This window comes from Stenotrophomonas sp. 364, assembly GCF_009832905.1.
Lineage (GTDB): Bacteria > Pseudomonadota > Gammaproteobacteria > Xanthomonadales > Xanthomonadaceae > Stenotrophomonas > Stenotrophomonas maltophilia_AP.
The window spans coordinates 4228736-4255106 of the sequence record NZ_CP047135.1; the positions used below are offsets into that span (position 1 = coordinate 4228736).

General features: G+C 69.4%; 25 protein-coding genes. 3 read left to right on the forward strand and 22 right to left on the reverse strand.

Annotation, left to right across the window (positions count from 1 at the left end):
- Positions 1 to 166: 166 nt before the first annotated feature.
- The gene (gene mgtE / locus GQ674_RS18875) at positions 167 to 1537 is read right to left on the reverse strand and encodes a magnesium transporter (protein WP_159498373.1); all 1371 of its coding nucleotides are present in this window, start codon (positions 1535 to 1537) and stop codon (positions 167 to 169) included.
- A 331-nt stretch (positions 1538 to 1868) separates the two neighbouring features.
- Here mgtE and GQ674_RS18880 point away from each other — a divergent pair, with 331 nt between their 5' ends.
- Entirely contained in the window at positions 1869 to 3674 is a 1806-nt protein-coding gene (locus GQ674_RS18880) for a monovalent cation:proton antiporter-2 (CPA2) family protein (RefSeq protein WP_159498375.1), read from the forward strand.
- A 115-nt stretch (positions 3675 to 3789) separates the two neighbouring features.
- Here GQ674_RS18880 and GQ674_RS18885 read toward each other — a convergent pair whose 3' ends face one another.
- On the reverse strand, positions 3790 to 7128 hold the full coding sequence (locus tag GQ674_RS18885; protein ID WP_159498377.1) for an ankyrin repeat domain-containing protein: 3339 nt from the start codon (positions 7126 to 7128) through the stop codon (positions 3790 to 3792).
- Positions 7121 to 7387 (reverse strand): YcgL domain-containing protein, encoded by a 267-nt coding sequence (locus GQ674_RS18890; RefSeq protein WP_128096105.1) that lies wholly within the window; start codon positions 7385 to 7387, stop codon positions 7121 to 7123. The genes GQ674_RS18885 and GQ674_RS18890 overlap by 8 nt, the downstream gene beginning before the upstream one ends.
- A 689-nt stretch (positions 7388 to 8076) precedes the next feature.
- Between GQ674_RS18890 and GQ674_RS21530 the strand changes: the two genes are divergently transcribed.
- Positions 8077 to 8232 carry a hypothetical protein gene (locus GQ674_RS21530; RefSeq protein ID WP_201290182.1) on the forward strand — a complete coding sequence of 52 codons (156 nt, stop codon included), beginning with the start codon at positions 8077 to 8079 and terminating at the stop codon, positions 8230 to 8232.
- Here the strand turns inward: GQ674_RS21530 and GQ674_RS18900 are convergent.
- From GQ674_RS18900 to GQ674_RS18990, 19 genes are all read right to left on the reverse strand, one after another.
- Positions 8225 to 8662: an excinuclease ATPase subunit gene (locus GQ674_RS18900; protein WP_159498381.1), complete on the reverse strand. Its 438-nt coding sequence runs from the start codon at positions 8660 to 8662 to the stop codon at positions 8225 to 8227. The two genes, GQ674_RS21530 and GQ674_RS18900, sit on opposite strands and share 8 nt — an antisense overlap.
- Before the next feature lie 76 nt (positions 8663 to 8738).
- Positions 8739 to 9980, reverse strand: coding sequence for a beta-ketoacyl-ACP synthase (locus tag GQ674_RS18905; protein ID WP_159498383.1), 1242 nt, complete (start codon positions 9978 to 9980; stop codon positions 8739 to 8741).
- On the reverse strand, positions 9980 to 10711 hold the full coding sequence (fabG, locus tag GQ674_RS18910; protein ID WP_038685546.1) for a 3-oxoacyl-ACP reductase FabG: 732 nt from the start codon (positions 10709 to 10711) through the stop codon (positions 9980 to 9982). Before fabG ends, GQ674_RS18905 begins: the two co-directional genes overlap by 1 nt.
- Positions 10708 to 11163: a hotdog family protein gene (locus tag GQ674_RS18915; protein WP_128096732.1), complete on the reverse strand. Its 456-nt coding sequence runs from the start codon at positions 11161 to 11163 to the stop codon at positions 10708 to 10710. The genes fabG and GQ674_RS18915 overlap by 4 nt, the downstream gene beginning before the upstream one ends.
- Complete coding sequence (locus GQ674_RS18920; protein ID WP_159498385.1) at positions 11148 to 12359, reverse strand: beta-ketoacyl-[acyl-carrier-protein] synthase family protein; 1212 nt, start codon at positions 12357 to 12359, stop codon at positions 11148 to 11150. Before GQ674_RS18920 ends, GQ674_RS18915 begins: the two co-directional genes overlap by 16 nt.
- Entirely contained in the window at positions 12356 to 12907 is a 552-nt protein-coding gene (locus tag GQ674_RS18925; RefSeq protein WP_159498387.1) for a DUF3261 domain-containing protein, read from the reverse strand. Before GQ674_RS18925 ends, GQ674_RS18920 begins: the two co-directional genes overlap by 4 nt.
- A complete protein-coding gene (locus GQ674_RS18930; protein WP_159498389.1) occupies positions 12895 to 14136 on the reverse strand; it encodes an NAD(P)/FAD-dependent oxidoreductase in 1242 nt (413 codons plus the stop codon). Before GQ674_RS18930 ends, GQ674_RS18925 begins: the two co-directional genes overlap by 13 nt.
- 48 nt (positions 14137 to 14184) lie before the next feature.
- Positions 14185 to 16587 carry an MMPL family transporter gene (locus tag GQ674_RS18935; RefSeq protein WP_159498391.1) on the reverse strand — a complete coding sequence of 801 codons (2403 nt, stop codon included), beginning with the start codon at positions 16585 to 16587 and terminating at the stop codon, positions 14185 to 14187.
- Complete coding sequence (locus GQ674_RS18940) at positions 16580 to 17206, reverse strand: outer membrane lipoprotein carrier protein LolA (RefSeq protein WP_159498393.1); 627 nt, start codon at positions 17204 to 17206, stop codon at positions 16580 to 16582. Before GQ674_RS18940 ends, GQ674_RS18935 begins: the two co-directional genes overlap by 8 nt.
- Positions 17203 to 17625 (reverse strand): thioesterase family protein, encoded by a 423-nt coding sequence (locus tag GQ674_RS18945; RefSeq protein ID WP_159498395.1) that lies wholly within the window; start codon positions 17623 to 17625, stop codon positions 17203 to 17205. Before GQ674_RS18945 ends, GQ674_RS18940 begins: the two co-directional genes overlap by 4 nt.
- Complete coding sequence (locus tag GQ674_RS18950) at positions 17612 to 19159, reverse strand: aromatic amino acid ammonia-lyase (protein ID WP_159498397.1); 1548 nt, start codon at positions 19157 to 19159, stop codon at positions 17612 to 17614. The genes GQ674_RS18945 and GQ674_RS18950 overlap by 14 nt, the downstream gene beginning before the upstream one ends.
- Positions 19149 to 20102 carry an acyltransferase gene (locus GQ674_RS18955; protein ID WP_159498399.1) on the reverse strand — a complete coding sequence of 318 codons (954 nt, stop codon included), beginning with the start codon at positions 20100 to 20102 and terminating at the stop codon, positions 19149 to 19151. Before GQ674_RS18955 ends, GQ674_RS18950 begins: the two co-directional genes overlap by 11 nt.
- Positions 20099 to 20902: a glycosyltransferase family 2 protein gene (locus GQ674_RS18960; RefSeq protein WP_159498401.1), complete on the reverse strand. Its 804-nt coding sequence runs from the start codon at positions 20900 to 20902 to the stop codon at positions 20099 to 20101. The genes GQ674_RS18955 and GQ674_RS18960 overlap by 4 nt, the downstream gene beginning before the upstream one ends.
- Positions 20895 to 22580: an AMP-binding protein gene (locus GQ674_RS18965; RefSeq protein ID WP_159498403.1), complete on the reverse strand. Its 1686-nt coding sequence runs from the start codon at positions 22578 to 22580 to the stop codon at positions 20895 to 20897. The genes GQ674_RS18960 and GQ674_RS18965 overlap by 8 nt, the downstream gene beginning before the upstream one ends.
- Positions 22573 to 23124 carry a hypothetical protein gene (locus GQ674_RS18970; protein WP_159498405.1) on the reverse strand — a complete coding sequence of 184 codons (552 nt, stop codon included), beginning with the start codon at positions 23122 to 23124 and terminating at the stop codon, positions 22573 to 22575. The genes GQ674_RS18965 and GQ674_RS18970 overlap by 8 nt, the downstream gene beginning before the upstream one ends.
- A gap of 22 nt (positions 23125 to 23146) precedes the next feature.
- Positions 23147 to 23404: an acyl carrier protein gene (locus tag GQ674_RS18975; RefSeq protein WP_038685533.1), complete on the reverse strand. Its 258-nt coding sequence runs from the start codon at positions 23402 to 23404 to the stop codon at positions 23147 to 23149.
- Between the two features lie 19 nt (positions 23405 to 23423).
- Positions 23424 to 23684, reverse strand: a complete 261-nt coding sequence (locus GQ674_RS18980; protein ID WP_038685531.1) for a phosphopantetheine-binding protein — start codon at positions 23682 to 23684, stop codon at positions 23424 to 23426.
- On the reverse strand, positions 23671 to 24474 hold the full coding sequence (locus GQ674_RS18985) for a lysophospholipid acyltransferase family protein (protein ID WP_159498407.1): 804 nt from the start codon (positions 24472 to 24474) through the stop codon (positions 23671 to 23673). Before GQ674_RS18985 ends, GQ674_RS18980 begins: the two co-directional genes overlap by 14 nt.
- Positions 24467 to 25201 carry a beta-ketoacyl synthase chain length factor gene (locus GQ674_RS18990; RefSeq protein ID WP_159498409.1) on the reverse strand — a complete coding sequence of 245 codons (735 nt, stop codon included), beginning with the start codon at positions 25199 to 25201 and terminating at the stop codon, positions 24467 to 24469. The genes GQ674_RS18985 and GQ674_RS18990 overlap by 8 nt, the downstream gene beginning before the upstream one ends.
- Positions 25202 to 25306: 105 nt before the next feature.
- Between GQ674_RS18990 and GQ674_RS18995 the strand changes: the two genes are divergently transcribed.
- Entirely contained in the window at positions 25307 to 26329 is a 1023-nt protein-coding gene (locus tag GQ674_RS18995) for a pteridine-dependent deoxygenase (RefSeq protein ID WP_201290183.1), read from the forward strand.
- The last annotated feature ends 42 nt before the right edge of the window (positions 26330 to 26371 follow it).

A 26371-nucleotide genomic window follows, 5' to 3' on the forward strand; every position in this document is an offset into this window, starting at 1 on the left:
CGTGTACGGCATCCATGCCGTACAACGGTTCCGGTTGGGCCTGCCGCCTCGCACCTGGACGGGTTGGCTTCATCGGACACGAGAGCCTTTGCCCGGTCGGGACTCGTACACGGAAACCATCCCCGGTAGAGCCACGCCATGCGTGGCTGCGTCTCACCGTGTCCGGCTACAACAACGTGCCGCGCAGGATCATCGCGGCGATGCTGAAGTAGATGACCAGGCCGGTGACGTCCACGAGGGTGGCGACGAACGGGGCCGAGGCGCTGGCGGGGTCGAAGCCGAGGCGTTTGAGGATGAAGGGCAGCATCGAGCCGGACAGCGAGCCGAAGGTGACGATGCCCACCAGCGCCGCGCCGATGGTGAGGGCGAGCAGCTGCCAGTGCTGGCCGTAATCGTGCAGGCCGAGCAGCTGCCAGGAGACGATGCGGATCATCGCCAGCACGCCCAGGATGGCGCCGAGGGTGAGGCCGGTGGGGATTTCGCGCAGCGCCACTTTCCACCAGTCGCGCAGGCGCAGTTCGCGCAGAGCGAGGCTGCGGATCAGCAGGGAGGTGGCCTGGGAGCCGGAGTTGCCGCCCGAGCTCATGATCAGCGGAATGAACAGGGTGAGCACGACCGCGCGGGCCAGCTCGTCCTCGTAGTGCTGCATGGCGCTGGCGGTGAGCATTTCGCCCAGGAACAGCACGCTGAGCCAGCCGGCGCGCTTGCGGATCATGCCGAAGAAGCCGATCTGCATGTACGGCTTTTCCAGCGCTTCCATGCCGCCGAACTTGTGCGCGTCTTCGGTGGATTCCTCGATGAGGGCATCCAGGATGTCGTCCACGGTGACGATGCCGAGCACGTGCTGGGCCGGGTCCACCACGGGGATGGCGAGCAGGTCGTGGCGGCGGATCAGCTGGGCCACTTCTTCCTGGTCGAGCATGGCATCGACGGTGACCGGCGGGTTGGTCTGGGCCACGTCGAGGATGGGCTCGTCGGGCAGGCCGGTGATCAGGCGGCGCATGGTCACCACCTGCACCAGGGTGTGGGTGTGCGGGTCGAGCACGTAGATGGCGTAGACGGTTTCGCGGGTGCGCTCGACTTCGCGGATGTGCTGCAGGGTGCGGCCGACGGTCCAGTTGGCCGGCACGCTGACGAACTCGGTGGTCATCAGCGCACCAGCGGTGTGCGCGGGGTAGCTGAGCAGCTGCTGGATGGACTGGCGGGCGTCGGCGCTGAGCAGCGGGATCAGGCGCGCGCGTTCGTCCTCGTCCAGCTCATGGACGATGTCGGTGGCACGGTCGTCGGCCATCAGGCCCAGCAGCGCGGCGGCACGGGCCACCGGCAGCAGCGCCACCAGGTCGCCACTGCGGTTGAGCTCGGGCTGTTCGAGCATCTTCACCGCGCGCGGCAACGGCAAGGCCGCCAAGGTGTCGGCGGCGCGCGACAGCTCCAGGGTATTGAGGAATTCCACCGCGTCGGCGGTGTTGAAGCTGGCCAGGGGTGCGCTCAGGGCGGCGGCATCGGCCACCGGGCGCAGCAGGTCTTTCTGGTTCATCGGGTTCGCCTGTGGGGATCGCCATGCGCGACGCCAGCGGTGGCGAACCGTCCCTCGTCAGGCGGTGGCCATCACTGGCGTCGAGCAAGGTCGACTTCTACTGTCGCTGGACATCGGTTCGGGGACTCCGCAAGGGTGTACTGCCGGACATGCCGGCAGCGGCGGGCAGTCTGGACCCGGGCGCCGGGCGGGTCAACCCGGGCGCCGCTGCCGTGTTGGGCTGCGATTGACGTTGGGCCAACGTACGCGTCGCATAATGGGCGGCGGCCGTGGGCCGTGATGCCCTTTCCCTCGATGTTGCCCGGCGACGATCCCATGAGCAGGTTCTTCCATGCATAGCGGCGCGCTTGAGCTGGCCCTGGTGCTGCTGCTGGCAGCGGTGATCGCCGTGCCGGTGTTCAAGAAGCTGGGCTTCGGCGCGGTGCTGGGCTACCTGGCCGCAGGCGTGGTGCTGGGCCCGGACGGCCTGGGCTTCGTGCAGGACGCCGACCGCATCCTGGGCGCGGCCGAAATCGGCGTGGTAATGCTGCTGTTCGTGATCGGGCTGGAGCTGTCCCCGGCCCGCCTGAAGGTGATGCGGCGCTCGGTGTTCGGCGCCGGCGCGCTGCAGGTGGCGCTGAGCGCACTGGTGTTGGGCAGCCTGCTGCTGCTCGACCACTTCCAGTGGAAGAGCGCGCTGATCGTGGGCATTGCCCTTGCGCTGTCGTCCACCGCGGTGGGCCTGCAGCTGCTGTCCGAGCACAAGGCGATCAACAGCGATTACGGCCGGCTGGGGTTTGCCATCCTGCTGTTCCAGGACCTGATCGCCATTCCCCTGCTGGCGGCGATTCCGCTGCTGGGCGGGGCCAAGAACGAGACCCTGCAGTGGAGCGACGTGGCCGTGGCGCTGGGCGCGCTGGCGGTGGTGATCCTGTGCGGGCGGCCGGTGCTGCGCCGGCTGTTCAACATCATCGCGCGCACACGCAGCCCGGAAGTGTTCACCGCGATGGCGCTGCTGGTGGTGCTGGGCACGGCGTGGTTCATGCAGGAGGCCGGGCTGAGCCCGAGCCTGGGCGCGTTCCTGGCCGGCGTGCTGCTGTCCGATTCGGAATTCCGCCACGAGCTGGAATCGCAGATCGAACCGTTCAAGGGACTGCTGCTGGGGCTGTTCTTCATCGCGGTGGGCATGGGCATCGACCTGGACCGCATCGTCGCCGAGCCGGCGATGATCGCCGCCGGCGTGGCGATCCTGCTGGTGGTGAAGTTCGGTCTGCTGTTCGGCATCGGCAAGCTGGCCAAGCTGCGCACCCGGCATGCGGTGATGCTGGGCAGCGTGCTGTGGTTGGGCGGTGAGTTCGCCTTCGTGGTGTTCAACGAGGCGCAGCGCGCGCACCTGCTGGGCAGCGCCAACCACGACCGGCTTGTGGCGATCGTGGGCCTGTCGATGGCGATCACCCCGCTGTTGATGATCGCGCTGCTGCGCCTGCTGGGCCGCGAGGACGCGCCCAAGGGCAACGCGCCGCCAGCCGACACCGTCGACACCGGCGGCACCCAGCCGCAGGTGATGATCGCCGGCATGGGCCGCTTCGGGCAGGTGGTGGCGCGCCTGCTGACCGCACAGAAGATTCCGTTCGTGGCGCTGGAGTCGAACCCGGACACGGTGTCGGACCTGCGCCGGTTCGGCAACAAGCTGTACTACGGCGACCCGACCCGGCCGGAGATGCTGCGCGCCGCCGGTGGCGAGCACATCCGCGTGTACGTGGTGACGCTGGACGACCCGGACGCCAACCTGCGCGCCACGCGGCTGATCCGGCGCATGTACCCCGACGCGGTGGTGCTGGTGCGGGCGCGCAACCGCCAACATGCGTGGCGCTTGATGGACATGTCCGCCGAGCCGTTCCGTGAAGTGTTCGGCACCAGCCTGGAGCTGAGCGAGCGCATGCTGATCGCGCTGGGCTTCCCGGCCGATACCGCGCACAGCCACGTGCAGCGCTTCCGCGAGCACGACGAGAAACTGCTGCGCGACCAGTACCTGGTGTACGACGACGAAGCGGCGGTGATCCAGACCTCGCGTGATGCGCGGGCCGACCTGATGCGTCTGTTCGAGGCCGATGCGGAGCGCGACGCAAAGACGGACGCATCCGACCGGCACAGTTGACCCACACCCGTAGTGCCGGGCTCTGCCCGGCAACCGCACGCAGCGGCACCGGGCATCGCCCGGCATTGGCGGCAGCCGACCCACGGTCGGCTCTACGATCGTGGTGAGCGCGAGATCAGCCGTTGTCGCGCAGGAACCGCGCCATCGAAGACACACCGGGGACGCGCGGTGCGAACTCGCCGGCCACGTCGATGAAGCCGCGCATGACCGCGATCTCGCGCGGGTTGCGGTTGAGCGCATCGCGCACGTCCGGGTCGGCGCCCGCACGCATGAGGCGCTGCACCAGCAACGGCAGGCCGTGCAGGGCCGCCAGATGCAGCGGACCAAACCCGCGTGGATCGCGTACGTCCAGCGACACGTCCTCGTCGAGCAGGCGTTCCACCGCCGCCAGCACCACCTGTTCGTCGCAGGCGGTACCCGGTTCGGCACGCGCGCCCAGCAGCAGCAGCAGCGGCGTCACCGAGCCCGCGGCGGCCTGGTCCGGTTCGGCGCCGGCCAGCAGCAGGGTGTCGAGCAGGGCAAGCAGGCGCGAGCGGTCGCGTGCGCTGAATCCGTACAGCGCCGCGCAATGCAGCGGGCCCAGCTGCTGCGCGTCGCCGGCATGCACGTTGGCGCCGGCGGTGAGCAGGCGCGCAACGATGTCGGGCAGGCCCAGCGCAGAGGCCAGCATCAGCACGGTGACACCGCCCGGCAGGCGGTATTCCAGTTCGGCGCCGGCGTCGAGCAGCGCCGACACGATGTCGATCTGGCGCATGCTGACCGCCGCCGACAACGGCGTGGCGCCGCTGGCCGCCGCGTGCTGCGGGTTGGCACCGCGCGCCAGCAGCAGGTCGACCACGGCCAGGTGACCGCCGCCGGCGGCGCGCAGCAGGGCGGTGCAGCCCTGCGCATCCACCACGTCCACGGCAAACCCCAGGTCGATCAGGCGACGCACTGCATCGGCGTCGCCGGACATGGCGGCCGCCGGCAGGTCGGCGTCACGCAGGACGCGGCGCGGCAACGGCCACACCCGCCAGTCCAGCCAATCGGCGAGGTCGCGGCGACCGATCGACAGCGCCACGCCCAGCGGCGTCTGGCCATCGGCCGCGCGTGCTTCCGGCGAAGCGCCTTGCTGCACCAGCAGTTTCAGCGAGCCCTCGCGGGCCAGCGCCGTGGCCAGGTGCAGGGCGGTCATGCCGTGACTGTCGCGGGCCTCACGGTCCACGCCCAGTACCAGCAGCGCGTGCTGCAGCCGCAACCAGCCCAGCCGCACGGCCAGTGACAGCGGCGGATCGCCCGCTGGTGACGGGGCGAACGGATCGGCGCCGCGCTCCAGCAGTTCCAGGGCCAGCTGCTCCAGGCCCCGCGAGGCGTGGTCATGCTGGGCGCAGGCACTGAGCAGACGGGCCAGGCCACCGCGACCGGCCGGCGAGACGCCGCGGCGCAGCAGCACCTGCAGTGCCGGCACGGCATCGTTGCCGCGTGCCAGCAGGGCGAACATCGGGGTGTCGCCGCAGGCGTCGAGCACTTCCGGCGCGGCACCATGGGCCAGCAGCCAGTCGACCGCCTGCGGATCCAGCGCCAGTTCGGCGTCGTGCAGCAGGCCGCCCAGTTCCTGCGGATCGCACAGCCGCGCCAGCGCGGCCATGCCGTCGAAATTGCCGAACCCCAGCGCGTCGCGCAGCAGGTCCAGCGGCGGCCGGTCCGGCAGCGTCGGGGTGGACGGGTCCGCGTCTGCATCGGCGGTGCCCAGGCCATCGGTGACCGACGCCGGCAGCGGGTAGCTGCGGTCGAGCAGCGAGACGATGGTCCAGCGGCCGGCGCTTGCGGCGATGTCGACGGCGCGACGGCCCTGCGGATCGGGCACGTCGGCGGCGATGCCCAGTTCCAGCAGGCGGCGCACCAGCAGCGGCGACACGCTGTCGGCCATGCAGGCCAGCAGTACGGCGTTGCGCCCTTCCAGGTCGACCGCGTTGAGGTCGGGCTTGTGCGGCAGCAGGTGTTCGATCACGGCGGCACGGCCACCGCGGGCGGCTTCCAGCCACGGCGTGCGTGACAGGGCGTCGCGCGATTCCAGGTTGGCGCCGGCGGCCAGCAGGACGTCGATGATGTCGACATGGCCAGCCAGGGCGGCTTCGTGCAGGGCGCTGCGGCGCTGGCGGTCGCGCGCGTCGGCGCGGGCCTTGTGCTTGAGCAGCAGCTGCACGCCCGCCGGATCGTCTTCTTCGGTACCGGCGGCGGCCAGCAGGACCGGGGTGCCATCGGCCGGCTCGGTTTTGGCGCCGCGCTCGAGCAGGAACCGCGCCAGGCGCCAGTTGCCAACCTGGCAGGCCACGGCCAGGGGCGACCAGCTGTCCTTGTTGAGTGCGTCCACTTCGGCGGCGGCATCGCGCAACAGTGCGGCCACGCCCGGGTCGGAACTGCGGGCAGCATGATGCAACGGGGTGTTGCCGTCGCTGTCGACGGCGCGCGAATCGGCGCCGTTGGCCAGCAGGGTCATGACGGCTTCGGGACGGCCGTGCCAGCTGTCGCGGGTGGCGGCCAGCAACGGGGTCATGCCCCGGTAGGGGGCATTGATGTCGACGCCGCGCGCGATCAGTTCGCGCAGCAGGCGCAGGTCGGGCAGCACGGCAGCGAGCACCGGCAGGTTGCGCTGGTCGCGCCAGGCTGGATCGGGCAGGCCGTGCGGGTCGGCACCGGCGGCGAGCAGCTGCAGGGCGCGGTCGACGCGGCCGCTGCGGGCGGCATCGTACAAGGCAGGCAGGTGTTCGTGCGTGCCCAGCGGCTCCAGCGGCTGGGGTTCGGCGGCGTGCGCGGCGAAGGCGCTGGCCGCGTCGTTGTCGAGGTCGGCCGGGCCACGCACGGCCAGCGGGGCGGCGGGGGTGATGGCCTGCAGCAGCAGGTGCGCCAGCGGTGAGAGGACGACGATGGCGAGGGTGAGCGGCCAGCGCAGCGCATCGGAGACCAGGCCCGGCCAGGCGGGCAGCACCACCAGGGCGCAGACCACGACGACGAGGGCGGCGACGGCCAGGCCACGCCAGGCGCTCAGGTCACGGCCGGACAGGGCCTGCCAGTGGTCGGTGAGGCTGCCATCGGTGCGTTCGATTTCATTCCACAGCGGCCAGGTACGCCAGACGCCGAGCAGGGCGGCGCTGACGGCGACGCTGAGGCCGAGGACGGCGGCGAGGCTGCCGCTGTCATGCAGTGCGCCGAGCGGCCAGGCGACCAGTGCGGCCAGCAGCACGGGGCCGGCGACCCAGGGGGCCAGCAGTGCGGGCAGTTCCTGGCGCAGGAGCTGGGCGAGCGGATGCACGGGGCGGGTGCGGCGCCACCAGGAGATGCCGAGGGCGAACGCTGGCTGTGCGAGGGCGACACCGAGCGCGGCCGGTACGCCGCCGAGTGCGGCGGCGAGGGCCAGGAGGACGCCGGCGGCCAGGGCGATGGCGGTGGCGCGGCTGCGCAGGGCGTCAGTCATCGCGGCGCGGTACGCGCACGGGGGCGACCAGCGGCGGGGGCATCTGCAGATGGAAGCCGCGTTCGGCGAGGTTGGCGCGCACTTGCGCGGCGTCGGCCAGGGCGAGGCGACGGTCGGGGGTCAGGGCGACTTCAAGGACGAATGCGAACGGCGCCAGGCTGGCCTTCAACGCGTCGGGTACGGCGTTGAAGTCATCACGGACGGCGAGGTAGACGTAAGTGTCCTGCTTGCGTTGGCTTTTGTAGACGTAGGCTTGCATTGCCCGCGGGGCTTGGCCCTGGCAGTAGATAGGATGATTGTGGAGTAAAGCAGGCAAGGGGGAAAGCCGGGAGCGGGCTTAACTGGCGGTTTGATGGCGCGCGGCAGATTCAGGTTCATCAATGTCGCGGGGTTGTTCAGGTGGGTTTGGTGGTTTTGTCCGGTTTTTTGGAGCTAAAGCTACAGCCAGAGCCAGAGCTGGATCAAAAGCAGCGCCGCCTTTCGCGGGGGAGCGCTGGGGAGGGTGGATATCCGGGGCACGCTGCAAGTACATCCTTGTAAGCTCCGTCGCCGCATCCATGCGGCTCAGGGCCCCGGATATCCACCCTCCCCAACGCTTTCAGAAATTTCTGGTGCTTTTGGCGAGCAGGGCAACAGCCACGGCAGCAGCCGGAGCGGAGCACCGGTTTTCTTGGCGTGGGAGGAAGAGCTGCCGAGCGTGGCTCGGCAATACCAGCAGGTCGCGCGGCCTTGGGTCAGGTGGCGCCTTGGTCTGAGCTTTAGCCTTGCCGGTGACTTTGCCGTTCCATGCGAACCGACACACTGTCCTAGGGCAGGCCTGTGTGGGTTGCCGGGGCCGTGTGTTGCCATGGATGGCAACACCGAGCATCCAGGGACGGATTTACGGCGTGCCCCGGAAACCCACACAGGCCTGCCCTCCCCGGCACAGGTGAAAAATCGCTTTGGCTGTTGCTGCGGCTGTTGCTGCGGCTGTTGCTGCGGCTGTTGCTGCGGCTGTTGCTGCGGCTGTTGCTGTTGCTGTTGCTGTTGCTGTTGCCGTCGATCGAAGAACAACGCGCAGCCACCGCCCCCATCGGAGCGGTGGCTGGCGGCAGTCTTACTTGACCTTGGCGTAGGTGCCCTTGAGGGCGACCCCGGCCATGATCGTGCCGGCGTAGCACTCGTAGTTGGTGGTGCTCTTGAACTCGTTCTTCTTGTAGTAGCTCACGATGTCCACCACCGCGTTGGCGTTGCGCGACTTGGCGCCGTCCTGCAGCGCGCGCAGCGCCGACAGGGCGACCCAGCGGCAGGCTTCCTCGTCGCTCTTGTTGGCCGCGTTGGTCTTCTTGTTGGTCACGTCTTCGCCCAGGCGCTGCTGCACGTTGACCTTCTCGCCGGCCAGATAGAAGCGCACGCTGCCGTCGATGCCGGCATCACGGGCGGCCTGCGAGCTCACCAGCTCACGCAGCGATTGTTCAACACGGGTGTCACGGGCCTGGGCGGTGCTGGCGACGGCGAGCAGCGCGGTGGCGGCAATCAGGGCAAAACGACGCATTCAACTTTCTCCTTGTTGGTAGGACGCGGGGTGGTGCTGGGAAGAACCGACCCGTGCCCGGGTCGGGTGGATCAGATCAGGCCTGCCAGCGGCGGAAGATCAACGAGGTGTTGATGCCACCGAAGGCGAAGTTGTTGCTCATCACGTACTCGGGCTGCAGCGCGCGGCCCTCGCCCTGGATGTAGTCCAGCGCGCCGCAGCGCGGGTCCACCTCATGCAGGTTCAAGGTCGGTGCGAACCAGCCCTCGCGCATCATCTCGATGGTCATCCAGGCCTCGAACGCACCGCAGGCGCCCAGCATGTGGCCCACATAGCTCTTCAGCGAACTGATCGGCATGCCCGGACCGAACACCTGCGCGGTGGCCTGGGTCTCGGCGATGTCGCCATGGTCGGTCGCCGTGCCGTGCGCGTTCACGTAGCCGATCTGCGCTGCCTCCAGGCCCGCGTCTTCCAGCGCCAGACGCATCGCCTGGGCCATGGTGTCCGCGCTCGGCTGGGTGACGTGCTGGCCGTCGCTGTTGGTGCCATACCCGACCACCTCGGCCAGGATCGTCGCCCCGCGTGCCTGCGCGTGCTCCAGCTCTTCCAGGATCAGCGTGCCGGCGCCCTCGCCCAGCACCAGGCCATCGCGGTGCGCGTCGAACGGGCTCGGCGTGGTCTGCGGCGCATCGTTGCGCACGCTGGTGGCAAACAGCGTGTCGAACACCGCCGCAGCCGTGGCATCCAGCTGCTCGGCGCCCCCGGTGACCATCACCAACTGCTTGCCCCCGCGGATCGCCTCGTAGCCGGCACCCACGCCCTGGCTGCCCGACGTACAGGCGCTGGACGTGGTGTACACACGACCGGACAACCCGAAGAACACCCCGATGTTGACCGGCGAGGTGTGGCTCATCATTTTCAGGTAGGTAGTGGCGCTGATGCCGTCGGTGGTGTGTTCGTGCAGCATGCGGCCAAATTCAGCGGTGGCCTCGTGGCTGCCCGACGATGAGCCATAGGCCACGCCGGCCATGCCACTGCGCAGCACCGGGTGGCCGAGCAGGCCGGCCGATTCCAGCGCCAGTTCGGTGGCGCGCACCGACATCACCGCCACCTTGCCCATGCTGCGGGTGGTCTTGCGGTTGTAGTGCGCCGGCAGGTCGTAGTCCTGCACGGGCGCGGCCAGGCGCGTGTTGAGGCCGTCGAACACTTCCCACTCGGGGATGTAGCGCACCGCGTTGACGCGTGCGTGCAGGCGCTCGCGGATGCTCGGCCAGTCGTGGCCCAGCGGGCTGAGCGCGGCGGCACCGGTGACCACCACGCGACGTTCGGTTCGGCTCATCAGACCATGCCTCCATTGACCGAGATCACCTGGCGGGTGATGTAGCCGGCCGATTCGGACAGCAGGAAGGACACCGCATGGGCGACCTCGTCCGGCTGGCCCATGCGCCCGGCGGGAATCAGTTTGAGCGCGTGGTCCAGCACTTCCTGGTTGATCATGTCGGTCTCGATCAGGCCCGGGGCCACGCAGTTGACGGTGATCGCGCGGCTGGCCAGCTCCAGCGCCAGCGCCTTGGTGGCGCCGATGATGCCGGCCTTGGCCGCGCTGTAGTTGGTCTGCCCGCGGTTGCCGACCAGCCCCGACACCGACGACAGGGTGACGATGCGGCCCGGCTTGCGCCGCCGCACCATCGGCATCACCAGCGGATGCAGCACGTTGTAGAAACTGTCCAGGTTGGTGTGCACCACCGCGTCCCAGTCTTCGGCGGGCATCGCCGGGAACGCGCCGTCGCGGGCGATGCCTGCGTTGCAGACCACCCCGTAGTAGGCGCCGTGCGCCTCCACGTCGGCCTCCAGCGCGGTACGCGCAGCGTCGCGGTCGGCCACGTCGAACATCAGCACGCGGGCCTGCCGGCCCAGTGCCTGGATCTGGGCCACCACGTCCTGTGCTTCCTCGATGCGGCTGCGGCAATGCACCACCACATCGAAACCGTCGCGCGCGATGCGCAGCGCGATGGCGCGGCCGATGCCCCGGCTGGCGCCGGTCACCAGCACTGTGAGATTCCCTGTCATGCCTCTCCACTCTCCAGATAAGCCATCGCATCGCGTGGTTCGAACACCGATACGTTGGCGACCGCCAATTCGGTAGCGCCTGCCAGGATCCGGCAGGCGAACATGCCCAGCCCATTTTCGCCCATCAGCTCGCACTGTGCCTCTACCCGCAGGCAGCTGCCGGCGGCGAAGTACGGCTGGTGCGCGGTGTAGCGGCGGGTGCCCAGCAGGAACCCGATCGAGGGCTCGCGCCCGGCCTGGCGTGCCTTGCAGCCTGCCCACGCGGCGATCGCCTGGGCCATGTATTCCACGCCCACCCAGGCCGGAACGCCCTCGGCATGGTTGAACAGGCCCTGATGGGGAACGTCCACCTCGACCACGATCGACTCCGGCTGCCAGTCCAGCAGACGGTCGATCAGGCGCATGCTGTCGCGGTGGGGCAGCACCTCATCGATGTTCAGCGGCAGCTGCATGCTTGTCCTTTCGCCAGGGCCAGGACGGCATTGCTGCCGCCAAAGGCGAACGAGTGGCTGAGCACGTGCTGCGGCGCCCGGGCGGCGTGGGTGCCTGGTGCCACCAGCGCGAGCGCCGGCAACGCGGCGTCGCCCTGCCCGTCCCACCAGTGGGTGGGCAGCTGCTGCTGCGGATTGTCGGCCAGCACCATCCAGCACAGCGCCGCTTCGATCGCCCCGGACGCGCCCAGGGTGTGGCCGGTCAGCGGCTTGGTCGAGCTGGCCGGCACCGTGGTGCCCAGCACCGCCGCCACGGCCTGGCTTTCCATCGCGTCGTTGTGACCGGTGGCAGTGCCGTGCAGGTTCACGTAATCCACCTGCGACGGCGCCCAGCCGGCCCGGTCCAGCGCCTGCTGCATGGCGTCGATCGCGCCGCGTGCCTGCGGGTCCGGCGCGGACATGTGGTGTGCGTCGGACGACTCGCCCCACCCGGCCAGGCACACCGGGCCGGGCGTCGCGGTCATCAGGAACAGTGCGGCGCCCTCGCCGATGTTGATGCCGTTGCGGTTGGCCGAGAACGGGTTGCAGCGCGCCACCGAGACCGACTCCAGCGCGCTGAAGCCGGCCACGGTGAACCGGCACATCGAATCGGCACCGCCGGCCACCACCGCGTCCACCACCCCGGCCCGCAGCAGGCGCGCGGCGGCCATCAGCGCCTTGGCGCTGGACGAGCAGGCGGTGGAGATGGTCCAGGCCGGCCCGGTGCTGCCGATGCGCTCACGCACGAACCGCGCCGAGGTGCCCATTTCCTGCTGTGCGTAATCGAAGCCCGGCGGCCACTGGCCGCTTTCGCGATGGCAGCGCAGCGCGTTTTCCGATTCCCCGATGCCCGAGGTACTGGTGCCGATGATCACCGCCACCCGGTCGGCGCCATGACGCGCGATGGCCGCGTCCACGGCCGGGCGGATCTGCACCAGGGCCGCCTCGAGCAGGGCGTTGTTGCGCCCGCGCAGCGCCACCGGCAGCGCGGACAGGTCCGGCAGTGGGGTGGTCACTTCGCCCAGGGCCAGGGTGCGGCCGGCGATGATCTGGTCGTTGTCGCGGAGCCCGCCGGGCTGGTCGGCAAACAGGCCGGCGCGCACCTGCGCGCGGTCGCCGCCGAGCGCGCAGACCACGCCAAGGTCATTCAGATAGATCGCGCTGCTGCTACTGCTCACGGCGGTGCCTGTCCCATGTCCAACGATTCAATCACCAGTTCATAGCCTTCGGCCAGGTTGCGCAGGCGCACGCGGCCATCGGGCAGCGGTTCCACCAGCAGCCACGCCTTGCCGGCCTGCTCCAGGCGGCGCTCGCGGCCTTCCTCGACCAGGGTCCAGCCCGCCGGCAGGGCGGCGCGGATGGCCTGCGCCGGCCACAGCGCGAACTGCAGGTCGTCCAGCACGCGCTCGCCGCGCACCTGCGGCGGCAGCCACGGCGCGCGGGTCTGTTCCAGCGTGGTGCCGTCCCAGACCATGCGCACGCCGGTCTGGCCCATGGCCTGCACCGCCAGACGCACTTGGCTGCCGTCGGCTTCCAGCAACGCATCCAGCTCGCGTTCGTGGGTGCCGAAGCGGAACTGCAGGCGCTGCTGCAGCTGCAACGGCTGCGGCAGCGCCGACGGCGCCAGCTGCAGGGGGGGCAGCTGCACCAGCGGCGCGGGCATTCGGGTGCTGGCGCAGGAGGCCAGCAGCACGCAGACAAGCAACAGGACGATCAGCCGCTGCACAGTTCCTCCAGCACCCGCAGGCGGCGGCCGCTGTCATCGGCCACGTACGGGTTGTGGGTGTCCCAGGCGTAGCCGGCCAGGATCGAGGAGATCATGCGGCGCACGTCGGGCTGCGGGTCGGGGTGGTAGATGATTTTCTGGAAGCCGCCGGCGTACCAGGCTTCGACGAAGCGGCGGAAGGTCTTGACCCCGGCGCGCAGCGGAATGGAGAAGTCCTTCTCCCAGTCCACCGTCTGCCCGTCGTATTCGCGGGCAATGCACGCGCTGGCCAGCTCCGCCGATTTGAAGGCAATGGTGACGCCCGAGGAGAACACCGGGTCGAGGAACTCGCCGGCGTTGCCCAGCAGCGCGTAGCCTTCGCCCCACAACGAGGACACGTTGGCCGAGTACCCGGTGATGGTGCGCACCGGCAGCACGGCCCACTCGGCGTTGGCGAGCAGGCGGGTCAGGTTGGGGTCTTCACCGACGATGGCGCGCAGCTTGTCTTCGTCGCTGCCGGGATACTTCTCGAAGAAGCTGGGCTCGGCGACCACGCCCAGCGAGCAGCAGCCGTTGGAGAACGGGATGGTCCAGTACCACACGTCCACGTGCTCGGGATGGGTGGTGATCAGGATCTTGTTGCGGTCAAAGCCCGCGTCGGCCGGGATATGGTCGCGCACGTGGCAGAAGATCGCGCCGCGCACCGGGAAGTTCGACGGCGATTCGAGGTTCAACAGGCGCGGCAACAACCGCGCGAAGCCGCTGGCGTCGAGGATGAAGCCGGCTTCGATGGTGTACTCGCTGCCATCGGGGCGGCGTACCTGCACCCGCGCCGGCCGGCCCGGCTGCACCGACAGCACTTCATCGCCAAACCGCAGCGTGGTGCCCATGCGCTCGGCACCGCGTGCCAGCACGTTGTCGAAGTCGGCGCGCTGCACCTGGTAGGTGGTGCCCCAACCGGGCGAGAACTTGTCGCGGAAATCGAACTCGGTGCTCGCCTCGCCGCGCACGAAGGCCGCGCCGTTCTTGTACTGAAAACCGGCCTGCACCACGTCCTGCAGCAGCCCCGCCGCTTCGATGTATTCCATGCTCTGCGGCAGCAGGCTCTCGCCGATGGAGAAGCGCGGGAACTGCTGGCGCTCGATCATCAGCACCTGGCGGCCCTGCCTGCGCAGCATCGCCGCGGCGACCGAGCCGGCCGGGCCGGCACCGATCACGAGGACCTCGGTTGTTTCCACTTGCGGGTTCATCGATACATCCTTGATCAAGAAAAATGGCGGACGGGAAACGCGCGTTGCTCAGTGCGGTGCGTCGTGCGGTGGTGGGCGGAACAGCGGCGAGATGATCCACACCAGGCCGATGCCGAACAGCAGGGTCAGGCCGAACGCACGCAGCGCCGGCGTGGCCGACAGGCCCAGCAGGCCAAACGACAGCCAGGTACTGGCCGCGCCCACGCACACCGCCAGCCACGCACTGGCATCACCGCGGTGTTCGATCAGGAAGATGCCGTAATCGATGCCCATGCCCAGCAGCAGCATCAACGCCAGCACGTTGAACAGCTGCAGCGGCTGGCCGAACAGGCCCAGCAGGGCCAGGGTCAGCGCGCCGGCCACCAGGGTCGGGGCAAACACGCGCCAGGCCTGCGCGCGGTAGCGCCAGTACAGCACGGCAAACACCAGCACGATGCCCACCAGCAGCAACCCGCTCATCAACTTGCGGTAGTGCTTGAGCAGCGAGGAGAAATCGGCGGTGCGGTCGACCCAGCGTACGCCGTCGATACCCTTGGCCTGGGTTTCAAGCAGGGTCAACGCATCGGCGCGCGACAGATCGTCGACCATCACCACGGTGGCCAGGCCCGCACCCACCTTGCCCAGCCACAGGTGATGGAACGGCATCGCCGCCGGGGAGGCCAGGAAGGCCTCGGCGTCCAGGTCGCGACCGGCGTAATCCGGGCGTGACAGGGTCTCCCCCACCGCCTGGCCGACCTTGCCCAGCACCTGCGGCTCGACCTTGGCGGTAAGCGCGGCATCGGCGTGCTGGCGCTGCACCGAGGGCAGCCACTCGCTGATCGCGCGGTACCCGCCGATCTGCTTGTTGGCCGCGAGCACGCGCAGGCGGTCGATCAGCGCCTCCTCGCGTTGCAGCACCTGTTCGGCGGTGTCGCCCTGCACCAGGTAGAACTGCGCCGGGCTGGGCATGCCCAGCATCTGGCTGATGCGGATCTGCTGGTCGATCAGGCTCTTGGGCGAGGACTGCAGGCTGCGCAGGTCATCGTTGCTGTCCAGCCGGGCAATGCCCACGGCCGAGAGCAGCGCCGCCACGCCCAGGAAAATCGCGGCCTTGCGCCCGTGCAGGCGCGGCCAGCGCTCCAGCGTGCCGCCCAGCCAGCGCGAGAAGCCGGTGGTGCGGATCTCGCCGCCGTCCAGCCACGGGAACCAGAAAATCACGGTGAGGAAGGCAGCGGCCAGGCCGACCACCGAGAACAGCGCCATCTGGCGCAGCCCCGGGAACGGTGCCAGCCCCAGCGCCAGGTAGGCCAGCGCGCTGGTCAGCAGCGCCAGCCACAGGCCCGGCAGCAGGTGCCGCAGCAGGCGCCAGCGGCGGTCGGCCGGCTCGGCCTGGCGCGAGGCGAACCAGTGGATGCCGTAGTCCTCGGCCACGCCCACCAGCGACGCGCCGAACACCAGCGTGAGTACGTGCACCTTGCCGAACACCAGCACCGTGACCGCCAGGGCCACGCCGCAGCCGATCAGCAGCGATGCGGCCACCAGCAGGATCGGGCGCAGCGAACGAAACGCCAGCCACACCAGCAGCAGCACCGCCGCCAGCGAGCCCCAGCCAATAGTGTTGATTTCCCAGTTGGCCTGCACGGCCGCCGCTTCGGCGTGCAGCGGTACGCCGGCGCGCAACACTTCCAGGCCGGGCGCGTGCCTGCCGGCCGCCGCCGCGGCCTGGTCCAGCAGCACGTCGATGTGGCGTTCGCCATCAAGCTGGAACGCCGAACCCACGGTGTCGTACTGCACGATCGACCAGTGCTTGCCGTCGGCCTCGAGCAGGCCGTCATCGCCCATCTGCAGGCCCGAGCCCAGCGCGCGTTCCTGCCACCACTGCGGCCACAGCGACAGCGGGTCCTGGCGCCATTCGGTAAGCCGCGGGGCGCCCATGGGGCCGTACAGGGCCGCCAGCGCGGCGTCGGCCAGGCCATCCACCGGCTCGGACTGCAGGCGTTGGCGTTGCTCACTGGTGAGCAGGCGGTCGCGGTACGGCGCATAGAACGCCCGCGCCTGTTCGAACCAGCCTTCGATGGAGCCGCTTTCCTGCAGTAGAGCGGGGCTCTGCCCCGCTGGAACGTCACCTTCGGCAGGCAGCGGGGCAGAGCCCCGCGCTACGTTGGTTGATCTTGGGGTGATGGTGGCGCGGAAGGCGGCTTCGGCCGCCTTGGTCTGCGCGGCGTCGGCGCTGCCCAGCAGCACCACGATCCGGCGTGCGTTGGCGTCGGCGATGCGCCGGGTGACGTCGGACAGCAGACGGTCGTGTGCGTCCTGCGGCAACAGCGCCAGGATGTCGGTATCGATCCGCGATTCGCTCTTCCACAGCTGCCACTGCTGCACGCCCAGGCCAAGCAGCACCAGCAGCCACAGCACGGCCAGCCAGCGCCAGATGCGCTGCAGGCGGCCGTTCGAATTCAGTGCGTCATTCAAACTTGCCGCCCTCTTCCGCACTCAACGCAGCCGGCGTTTCGCTCATGCCGGTGAAGTGGATGCGGGTGACATCCTGGTTGGCCTCGGTGATCTCCACGTCGCGCACGTAGCGGTCGCCCTGCAGCTTCAACCCGGTGAACACCTTGCCCAGCATCGCCGAGCGCGGGCTCAGCTGCATGCTCCAGCCGTTGTTCGGCCGGGCCTCCACCTTCACCGTGAACTGGGCCGACAGTGCCTGTGCGTCGCCGCTCATCAGCGCGAACATGATCGCGTTGACCGAGCGCATCGCCGGCTGCTGGCGGCCGTCCAGCTCGACCCGGCTGCTGCCGTCGCGCTGGCGGCTGAGGATGCGGTCAAGGGTGACCACCACTTCGGAAGGGAACGGCTTGAGCGTGGTCCACACCACGCCGTGGTCCTGGGCCAGCACGAAGCGCCCCTGCGAACGCAGCGGGTTCTTGAAGCCAGCCACCTGCTTTTCCTGGCTGAACTCGCCGCGCAGCACGCCCACCTTGGCCACGCGCTGCTTGACCAGATCCACATCCGCCGCGGGGGCGGCAAGCACCGGCGCGGCCACGACCAACGACACCAGCACGACCAGCGTGCGCAGCAGAGCGTTCATTGCATTTCCACTCCCAGACGGTCCCACAGCACGCGCGGGCACAGGTACAGCATTTCATTGGTGGCCGCGTCGACCGCCACCTGGATGGTGTGGGCGCGGGTCAGCACCTGGCCACTGTCGGCATCGAGGATCTCGTAGGCAATCTTCAACCGGTTCTCCCATTCGGTGATGGTGGCGCGCACGCGCAGCGCCTGCCCGTACAGCAGCGGCCGGATGTACTTCACCCGCGCGTCCACCACCGGCCAGATGTAGCCGGATTCGCGCATCTGCGGGTAGTCGTAGTCGTATTGCTGCAGCAGCGCGCAGCGGGCCACTTCGAAGTACTTGAAGTAGTTGCCGTGCCACACCACGTGCATTGGATCGCAGTCGTGGAAGGTGGGCGACAGGCGCACCTCCAGGCTCAGGTCAGGGCTGGTCATACAGGCTCCAGCGCTGGCCACGGATGTCATCGAGCAGCGCGCGCAGCTCGCCGTCCAGCGCGCGGTCTTCCTCGACCAGCGCGATGCGCGCGCACAGGTCCTGGTACATCGCGTCCAGCTCCCCGTGCAGGATGGCCTTCATGCCTACCCGCTGGCGCAGCGCCACGCCCTGGCGGGCGGTGATAAGCAGCGCGGCAACCACCTGTTCGGTCAGTTCGATCACGCGCAGGCAGTCGCGCGCGGCGATGGTGCCCATGCTGACCTTGTCCTGGTTGTGGCACTCGGTGGAACGCGAGAACACCGAAGCCGGCATGGTCTGCTTGAGCGCCTCGGCAGTCCACGCCGACACGCTGATCTGCAGCGCCTTCAGCCCGTGGTTGATCGCCGCGCGCTCACCGGTGGCCGCCGACAGGTTGGCCGGCAGGCCGTGGTTGTAGCGCGCGTCCACCACCAGTGCCATCTGCCGGTCGAGCAGGTCGGCCAGGTTGGCGATGGTGTTCTTCAGGGCGTCCATCGCAAAGGCGATGTGGCCGCCGTAGAAGTGGCCGCCGTGCAGGATGCGCTCGCCGTCGGCGTCGATCAGCGGGTTGTCGTTGGCGCTGTTGAGTTCGGTTTCGATCAGCTGGCGCATCAACGGCAGGGCGTCCTGCACCACGCCGATCACGTGCGGGGCGCAGCGCAGCGAGTAGCGGTCCTGCAGGCGCTGTTCGTTGCGCGGCGGACGGTCGCTGTGCAGGTCCTGGCGCAGGCGCGCGGCGATCTGCATCTGGCCCGGGTGTGGCTTGGCGGCGAACAGCATTTCATCGAAATGGTGCGCGTTGCCATCGCTGGCCAGCACGTTGAACGCGGTCAGGCGGGTGGCCAGCCTGGTCAGGTAGTCGGCGCGGTCGTAGGCCAGACAGGCCAGCGCGGTCATCACCGCGGTGCCGTTCATGATCGCCAGGCCTTCCTTGGGGCGCAGCCGTAGCGGGATCATGCCGATCTCGGCCAGCACCTCGGCGGCCGGGCGGCGCACGCCCTGGTACATCACCTCGCGCTCGCCACACAGCACCGCAGCCACGTAGGACAGCGGGGTCAGGTCGCCGCTGGCGCCCACCGAGCCTTCGGCCGGGATCAGCGGCAGCACGTCGTGGCGCAACAGCGTGGCCAGCCCGTCCAGCAGCGGATGGCTGACCCCGGACATGCCGCGCACCAGCGAGGCCAGGCGCGCGGCGATCACCGCGCGGGTCTCCTGCGGGTCCAGGAACCGGCCAAGGCCGCAGCCGTGGTAGGTGAACAGGTGGTGCGGCAGTTCGGCCACCAGCGCCGGCGGAATGTTCACCGTGCACGAGTCGCCGTAGCCGGTGGTCACCCCGTAGATGACACCGTCCTCGCGCAGCAGGCGGTCGAGGAAATCGGCCCCCTTCTGGATGCGCGCCTGGAAGGCCGGGTCGTCGCTGACCACGGCCTGGGCCTGGCGCTGCGACAGCGCGACCACGTCTTCGATGGTCAGCGGCGCATCGCCGAAGCGGATATCGGATGACTTACTTGCCATGAGATGCCTGATCCCAGAAGGGGAAGAAATTGAACCAGTCCAAGGGTGCCTGGGTGACCTGAACTTCCAGCCACCGGGCGAAATGTTCGGCCTGCGCGGTCAGCGCGGCGTCACGCGAGCCACGCGGCAGCACGATGCGGTCGCTGAAATGCTCGAAGCGCACACGGTAGCCGTCGCCGTCGCCGTCGTGCAGGCAGGCCATGGTGTACACCGGGCAGGCCAGCGCCGAGGCCAGCACGTAGGCGCCGATCGGGAACTGCGCCACGTGGCCCAGGAACGGCGCCGGCACGGTCCGCCCACCCCGCAGCGGCACGCGGTCGCCGACGATGGCCACGAAGCCGCCGTCGTTGACCCGCCGCTGCAGTTCCACCGCGGTGGCCGGGCCCATGTCGGTAACCTGCATCAGCTCCACCGACGCCAGCGGGTCCAGCCGCTGCATCAGCCGGTTGAAGCGTTGCGCGTGCGCGGTGTGCACCAGCACGGTAATGCGGAATCCCGGCACCTGTTCGGCCAGCACCTGGCACAATTCCAGGCAGCCGATGTGCGCGGTGAGGATCAACCCGCCCTCGCGGCGCGCGATCTTTTCCAGCATGAGGTCGCGCTGCAGGCGGATCTGGTTGGGTGGGTAGCGCCCGCCCAGGCCGAGCAGCTTGTCCAGCAGGGTGTCGGCGAACAGCGCGAAGTGTTTCAGGCTGGTCCAGCGCCCCGGCACGCCGCCCAGGACGCCGGTGTATGCCTGCAGCCGCTGCAGGTACTGCAGCGACGACTGCCGCGCCACGCGGTTGCCCAGCCAATGGCACAGCACCACCGGATACACGCACAGGCGGAACGGCCAACGCCCGAACCAACGGTGCACCCAGCACAGGAACAGCACCCCGGCAGCCGAGGTGGTCTCGCCCAGGTCGGCCCAGTGCGGGGCGTTGGCCGGTGCCGGTGCGGTCATGCGCGTGGCGCTCCGGCCCGCGGCGCACCGGTGATGCGCCGCCACAGCAGGCGCGGCGCGCGCCACAGCATGCCGAAGAACAGGCGGGTGTGCATGCGGCTGATGCGCACGTTGTCGCGCCACACATCGAAGTGCGACACGCCATCGCTGGGATAGGTCACCCGCGTAGACAGGCTGATCACCGGCACGTCGCGCCAGAACAGGCGCACCAGGATCTCGCTGTCGAAGTCCATGCGCCGGCCGATGGTTTCCTGCCCCACCAGCGCCGTCACCGGCGCCAGCGGGTACAGCCGGAAGCCGCACATCGAATCGCGGATCTGCAGCGACAGTGTGTTGATCCACACCCAGATGTGGGTGGCGTAACGGCCGTACAGGCGCGCCTTGGGCACGCTGTCGTCGTAGGCCGGAATGCCGCAGATCACCGCGTCGGGATGCTGCCGCGACAGGGCCACAAAGCGCGGGATATCGGTCGGGTCGTGCTGGCCGTCGGCGTCGATCTGCAGCACATGGCTGTGGCCACGGCGCGCCGCCTCGGCAAACCCGGCCAGCATCGCCCCGCCCTTGCCCTGGTTCGCCGGCAGTCGCAGCACTGTGACCTGCGCGGGGTATCCCGCCGCGAGGGCATCCAGCGCCTGCGCGCAAGCAGGGTGCGAGCCATCGTCCACCAGCAGGCACGGCAGCCCGCTGGCCAGCACGCCGCGCACGACGGCGCCGATGGCATGCTCATGGTCGTAGACCGGAATCACCACCAGCGGCGCAAAGGGCGCAGCCGGGGGACCAGCGCGAAGCGTGTCAGACATCGCCGAACACCACCCGGCCACTGGCATGCACGCCGTGGTCGGAGACATAACGGAAGCTCAGCACCGACTTGGCCGCATCCCAGCCCAGGGTGAGCTGCAGGCAATCGCCGGGGCGCGCCACGTGCTGGAATTTCAACGCGTCCATGCGTTCGAAGCGCGGCGGCATGGTGAACACGTCGCGGGCGTAGTGGATGGCCCAGTCCAGCTGGACCACGCCCGGAAGGATCTTGGCCTGCGGGAAATGCCCATCGAAGGCAATCAAGTCCGGGTCCAGCGGCAACAGCAGCGCTGCCGTGTCGGCCTCGCGCCGCTCCCATTGGACCACCGGGAACTGCGGCCGGAACAGCGCTGTCAGAGCGGCGAAGGTGACCTTGCCCTGTGTGTTCAACGGCAGCGCGTCGACGAAGCGCCAGCGCCGCGGACGGGTCACTGCATCGTGGCTGCTGGCCAGGTGCGCGCCTAGCGCCTGCGCCTGCCGACGCCGCTGGGCGTCGTCCCAGCTGGCCACGTCGGCCTGCTGCGGCACCACCACGGCCGCCAGTTGTTCGCGCGCGCCCGGCAGCACCAGCACGCGTACGTCCTGTACCGCCGGATGCGCGCGCAGCTGCTGTTCCAGCGCGTCCAGCGACACCCGGCGTTCTTCGATCTTGACGATGCGGTCGGCCCGGCCGAGCAGGCGGAAGCTGCGCCCGGCGTCGGCCTCCACGCGGTCCTGGGTCTGCCACCAGTCGGTGTTTTCCAGATGCGGCGAGGACACCGCCAGGCAGCCGTCCTGGATGCGCCAGGCCACGCCGGGCAACGGGTGCCATTGCGGCTGCCCGGCACTCCAGCGGCGCCAGGCGATGCCGCCGGTTTCGCTGCTGCCGAACACCTCGGTGGGGGCCACGCCGAGCAATGCCCGCGCCTGCAGCGCGGCCTCTTCGGGCAGCGGACCGCCGGAGGAAAACACCGCGCGCAGCTGGCCCTGCAGCGAGGACCAGTCCAGTTGTTCGGGCAGGCGCTTGAGGTGGGCCGGGGTGGCCACCAGCACCGACGGCTGCTGCGCCAACGCACTGACCAGGTCTTCATGGAAGAACCGGCGCGGCTGGATGGCGCGGCCGGCGGCCAGCGGCCACAGCACGCGGAACAACAGGCCATAGATATGCTGGTGCGAGACGGTGCCGTGCACCTGGGTGCCTTCCAGCTGCTCGCCGAACGCGGCCTGCAGCGCCTCCACTTCGCGCGTCAGCTGGCGCATGCGCTTGACGATCGCACTCGGCGCGCCGGTGCTGCCGGAGGTGAACACCACCAGCTCCAGCTGGTCTTCGTCCAGCGGCACCAGGTCGCCCTCGACGTCGGCATCGGCATCGGGCTGCAGCGGAGCGTGGTGCGCGGGCACGTCACCGGCAAACCCGGCCACGCGCGGGCGCAGCGCGTCCAGCGTGGCCGGCAGGTTGTCGCCGCCCAGGAACACCCGCTTGCCGGCGTGCCAGGCACCCAGCAGGGCGGCGGCAAAGGCCAGGGTGTCGTCGAAGTACAGCGCCCAGTCGTGTCCCGGCGCACGGGCGAACGCCTGTTGCCAGCGCATCACCTGCCGGCGGAAGTCCGGGTGCAACACCGCGCCGTGCTCGGCTTCGCCCACGATCCGACCGGGCCGTGGCGACACCGCCAGCCGGTCCAATGCGATCCACTCAACCATGCGCGTGCGCCGCCTTCACCCGTCGCCGCACCAGCCATTCGCCACCAAACAAGGCACCCATCATCACGTACGCCAACAATCCGTTGTACAGCGCCCAGACCTGGTTGGACGCCCACAGCGCCGTGGCCAGGGCCAGACTTCCGTTGAAGACAAAAAAGCCGCACCAGATCCACGTGACGCGACGGGTATAGATCACGGCGAACGGCGGCAGGTCCGGCTCGCTCAGCCGCGCCAGGCGCTCCACCGCGCTGGGCGGGAACCGCAGGCTGGTGGCGAAGATCACCAGCATCACCGCGTTCACCAGCGCCGGGTACAGCTTCAGCGGCAGGGCCTCGTTGAAGGCCGTAGCCACCAGGGCGAGCACACCGGTGCCGAGTGCGGCCACCCACCACACCGCCTGGCGGGTGGTCAGCGCGCGCAGCGCGGCCAGGGTGAACAGCAACAGCGACAGCCAGCGCGGCTCGAACCGGCCCAGCGACAGGTACACCACCAGCGGGTATGCCAGCGACAGCAACGCAAACGCCGCGACGCGCACCCGGACCATGGTCAGTGTCCTGCGGCAGCCGTCAGGCGGCTGCTTGACCGGGCAGCAGCCCGTGCACCACGTCGACGATGTCCTGCACGGTACGCACGGCCTTGAAGGCCTCCGGCTGCAGGTTGCGGCCCAGCAAGGGCTTGAGCTGCACGATCAGGTCGACCGCGTCGATGCTGTCGATGTCCAGGTCGTCGTACAGACGGGCCTGGGGCGTGATGCGCGCCGGTTCGATCTCAAAGCTGTCCTTGAGGATCTTGACGATGCGATCGAAAAGTTCGTTCTTGGTCATGGCAAATCCTGACGCGCCGTTACGACGACTGGCGTGCGGCGACAAACTCGCCCAGGGCACGCACGCTGGAGAAATGGCGACGGGTCTCTTCCGAATCCGCAGACAGGCTGACACCGTACTTTTTCTGCAGGGCCAAACCAAGTTCAAGTGCGTCAATCGAATCCAACCCCAACCCCTCGACGAACAGGGGCGCTTCCGCGTCGATGTCTTCGGGCGTGATGTCTTCCAGCGACAGCGATGAAATGATCAATTCCTTGATCTCGTGCTCAAGTGCCTGCACGGCTTGGTTCTCCAGCGAAGTCAAAGTAATGGGCAAGATGGTCGGTCACGCGCCGGGCCGCCAAGGCATCCCCCCTGGGCGTGTCGCCGGCCGCCGCCAGGAACGGGGCGATCGGGAGATCTTCCCCGACTTCCAGCTGAACGTGAAAACGCCGTGATGGCACACGATACCATTTCTGGCCCTTGGTCAGGGTAAGCGGGGTACAGGTGATCCTGACCGGGGTAATGTCCAGGCCGCCGCGCACGGCGATGTTGGCCGCCCCGCGCTGCAGGCGCAGCGGCTGGCCCGGCACGGTCCGGGTGCCCTCGGGGAAGATGACCAGGGTTCCACCGGCCTTCACGGCGGCGATGCAGTCGTCGATCAGCCCCGCACCGTCGTCGTTGGACACATACCCCGCCGCCCTCACCGGACCGCGCATGAACGGGTTGCAGGCCACGGCCCGCTTGACCACGCAGTCGGCATTGGGCAGCTGGGCGATCAGCAGAACCACGTCGATCAGGGTCGGGTGGTTGGCCAGGATCAGCAGCCCGTTGCGCTGCAGGCGCTCGGCCCCGCGTATTTCATAGGTCATCACGCCCAGCCGGTGCATCAGGCCCACGTGGCTGGCGAAGCTGAGCTGGACCAGCCGGCGGGCCAGCGTGCGGCGCCGGACCGGGTTGCGGACCAGGAACAGCAACGGGAACAGCACCCCGCCCAGCACCAGCCCGCCGATGCCGAACACGGCAAAGCTGAGCCCGGTGCCGAACACCCGCCAGGCATGGTTGAGACGGCCCGGCCGGGTCTCAGCCATGGCGGCGCCAGGTCCACTGCTGGCCGTCGGCGGCCAGCGTCAGGGCCGGATCGCCGGCCAGCAGGAAGCGCAGCGCGTCCAGCCCGTGCGGCAGGGCGCCGGCCGGGCTGTCGGACCCAGCCGCTCCCCAGCCCAGCGAGAGCCGGGTGCCGGGGCGATCGGCCCGGGCCAGCCGCCAGCACCAGGCGTAAAAGGGATCGGGCTCGTCGGCAAACCCGGCATACACCGGCGGCAATTGCGATTCATACACGATCACCCGCACCTCGGCGGCGCCATCGGCCAACAGCCCGTAGGCCTCCACGCAGGCGGTCTCGACCGTGGCGCGGCCGGCGGCCAGGGCCAGGTAGTTGCCGCGGTGGCCGCGGGCAATCGAATACAGCGCGGCCACCGCGTTGTGCACCGACAGGCCAAACGCGGTAGGGGACATGCCGTGGTCGGCGCACAGGCTGTCGAGCAGTTCCATCGACCGGGCCACGTCGCCATGGCGCGAGGCGAAAACCAGCGGCACCTGGCCGACGTCGTCGGGTTGTTCACACCAGCAGGCGGCCTGGATGGCCATGCGCCCCAGCCGCTCGATGCGGCGTCGCTGCATGGCCGGCACCTCGGCCAGCGCCGGGGTGTCATCGCCCTGCGGCAACGCGGGGGCCTGTGCCCAGGCCTGCCACTGTTCTTTCGACGTCAGTCCCGGTGCCCAGGCCGACCAATCCACCACGGAGAACTCGATCATTCACGCCAACATGTTGATGGGCACCAAGGCATCGCAGCGCACCGCCGTAAAAAGGAGCGCACGCTATCATGACACCCTTGGCACTGGCAGCTTTCACAATCTGAAATGAGCAGCACGATCCACGACGCAACGGCCCCGGCGGTCGCTTCCCCCCCAGGTGCGGCGGTGTTCAGCGCCGCCTACCTGCCGGCAGAACTGCGCGATGCGGCCCTGGCCGACCCATGCACCTTGGCGGTGTTCGGGTTTGGCGCGCCTGCGCCCTCCCCGGGCAACGATCCGCGCTGGCTGCAGGTGCCCCTGGCCGAACACGGCCCGGCGCAGGTGGAAGTGTGGCGGGGGTCGACCCCGGTGCAGTCGGGCGTTACCGACGGCGTGCGCTGGTCGCACAATGCCACGCTGCTGTTCGGGGTGCTGGAGATCGACGAAGCCGAGGGCGACATCGAGACGGCTGCCGCCGACGCCTATGCGCGGATGAGCAGCTTCCTGGCGCACTGCGGGTTTCCGCACCTGCTGCGGACCTGGAACTACCTGGACGCGGTGACCGAAGGCGACGGCGACCAGGAGCGCTACCGGCGCTTCTGCGTGGGCCGGGTACGTGGGCTGCGCGAGCTGGACGAAGCGGCCCTGCCGGCCGCGACCTGCATCGGCCGCTTCGACGGGCGCCGACGCCTGCAGGTGTACTGGCTGGCCGGTCGCGAACCCGGCCTGCCCCTGGAAAACCCACGCCAGGTCAGCGCGTTCCGCTACCCGCGCCAGTACGGCCCGCAGTCGCCCAGCTTTTCGCGGGCGCTGCTGGCGCCGGCAGCCACCGGGCTGCCGTTGCTGCAGTCGGGCACGGCGGCGATCGTGGGCCATGTGTCCCAGCACTCCGGTGCCGTGGAGGAACAGCTGCGCGAAACGCTGACCAACCTGCAGAGCCTGGTGGATGCCGCCCGGCGAGAGCGGCCGTCGCTGGCCGCCCAGCTCGGCGCCGGGTCGGTACTTAAAGTGTATGTGCGGCGTGCCGAGGACATGCCGGCGGTGGCCGCCCAGATGGCCGCATTACCCGGTCCACCGGCCTACGTGGTGCTGCATGCCGAAGTCTGCCGCGCCGAACTGCTGGTCGAAATCGAAGGCCTGCACGCGTAACGCGGGGCGCTGCCCCGCTGCCCCGCTGCCCCTTTACCCCGC

Excerpts from the sequence above, each read along its gene's own strand:
- GQ674_RS18950 (WP_159498397.1), bottom strand. The coding sequence starts at position 19,159 with ATGGCAAGTAAGTCATCCGATATCCGCTTCGGCGATGCGCCGCTGACC.
- GQ674_RS18955 (WP_159498399.1), bottom strand. The coding sequence starts at position 20,102 with ATGACCGCACCGGCACCGGCCAACGCCCCGCACTGGGCCGACCTGGGC.
- GQ674_RS18930 (WP_159498389.1), bottom strand. The coding sequence starts at position 14,136 with ATGAACCCGCAAGTGGAAACAACCGAGGTCCTCGTGATCGGTGCCGGC.
- GQ674_RS18985 (WP_159498407.1), bottom strand. The coding sequence starts at position 24,474 with ATGGCTGAGACCCGGCCGGGCCGTCTCAACCATGCCTGGCGGGTGTTC.
- GQ674_RS18945 (WP_159498395.1), bottom strand. The coding sequence starts at position 17,625 with ATGACCAGCCCTGACCTGAGCCTGGAGGTGCGCCTGTCGCCCACCTTC.
- GQ674_RS18965 (WP_159498403.1), bottom strand. The coding sequence starts at position 22,580 with ATGGTTGAGTGGATCGCATTGGACCGGCTGGCGGTGTCGCCACGGCCC.
- GQ674_RS18960 (WP_159498401.1), bottom strand. The coding sequence starts at position 20,902 with ATGTCTGACACGCTTCGCGCTGGTCCCCCGGCTGCGCCCTTTGCGCCG.
- GQ674_RS18905 (WP_159498383.1), bottom strand. The coding sequence starts at position 9,980 with ATGAGCCGAACCGAACGTCGCGTGGTGGTCACCGGTGCCGCCGCGCTC.
- GQ674_RS18990 (WP_159498409.1), bottom strand. The coding sequence starts at position 25,201 with ATGATCGAGTTCTCCGTGGTGGATTGGTCGGCCTGGGCACCGGGACTG.
- fabG (WP_038685546.1), bottom strand. The coding sequence starts at position 10,711 with ATGACAGGGAATCTCACAGTGCTGGTGACCGGCGCCAGCCGGGGCATC.
- GQ674_RS18975 (WP_038685533.1), bottom strand. The coding sequence starts at position 23,404 with ATGACCAAGAACGAACTTTTCGATCGCATCGTCAAGATCCTCAAGGAC.
- GQ674_RS18970 (WP_159498405.1), bottom strand. The coding sequence starts at position 23,124 with ATGGTCCGGGTGCGCGTCGCGGCGTTTGCGTTGCTGTCGCTGGCATAC.
- GQ674_RS18885 (WP_159498377.1), bottom strand. The coding sequence starts at position 7,128 with ATGACTGACGCCCTGCGCAGCCGCGCCACCGCCATCGCCCTGGCCGCC.
- mgtE (WP_159498373.1), bottom strand. The coding sequence starts at position 1,537 with ATGAACCAGAAAGACCTGCTGCGCCCGGTGGCCGATGCCGCCGCCCTG.
- GQ674_RS18995 (WP_201290183.1), top strand. The coding sequence starts at position 25,307 with ATGAGCAGCACGATCCACGACGCAACGGCCCCGGCGGTCGCTTCCCCC.
- GQ674_RS18900 (WP_159498381.1), bottom strand. The coding sequence starts at position 8,662 with ATGCGTCGTTTTGCCCTGATTGCCGCCACCGCGCTGCTCGCCGTCGCC.
- GQ674_RS18940 (WP_159498393.1), bottom strand. The coding sequence starts at position 17,206 with ATGAACGCTCTGCTGCGCACGCTGGTCGTGCTGGTGTCGTTGGTCGTG.
- GQ674_RS18880 (WP_159498375.1), top strand. The coding sequence starts at position 1,869 with ATGCATAGCGGCGCGCTTGAGCTGGCCCTGGTGCTGCTGCTGGCAGCG.
- GQ674_RS18890 (WP_128096105.1), bottom strand. The coding sequence starts at position 7,387 with ATGCAAGCCTACGTCTACAAAAGCCAACGCAAGCAGGACACTTACGTC.
- GQ674_RS18915 (WP_128096732.1), bottom strand. The coding sequence starts at position 11,163 with ATGCAGCTGCCGCTGAACATCGATGAGGTGCTGCCCCACCGCGACAGC.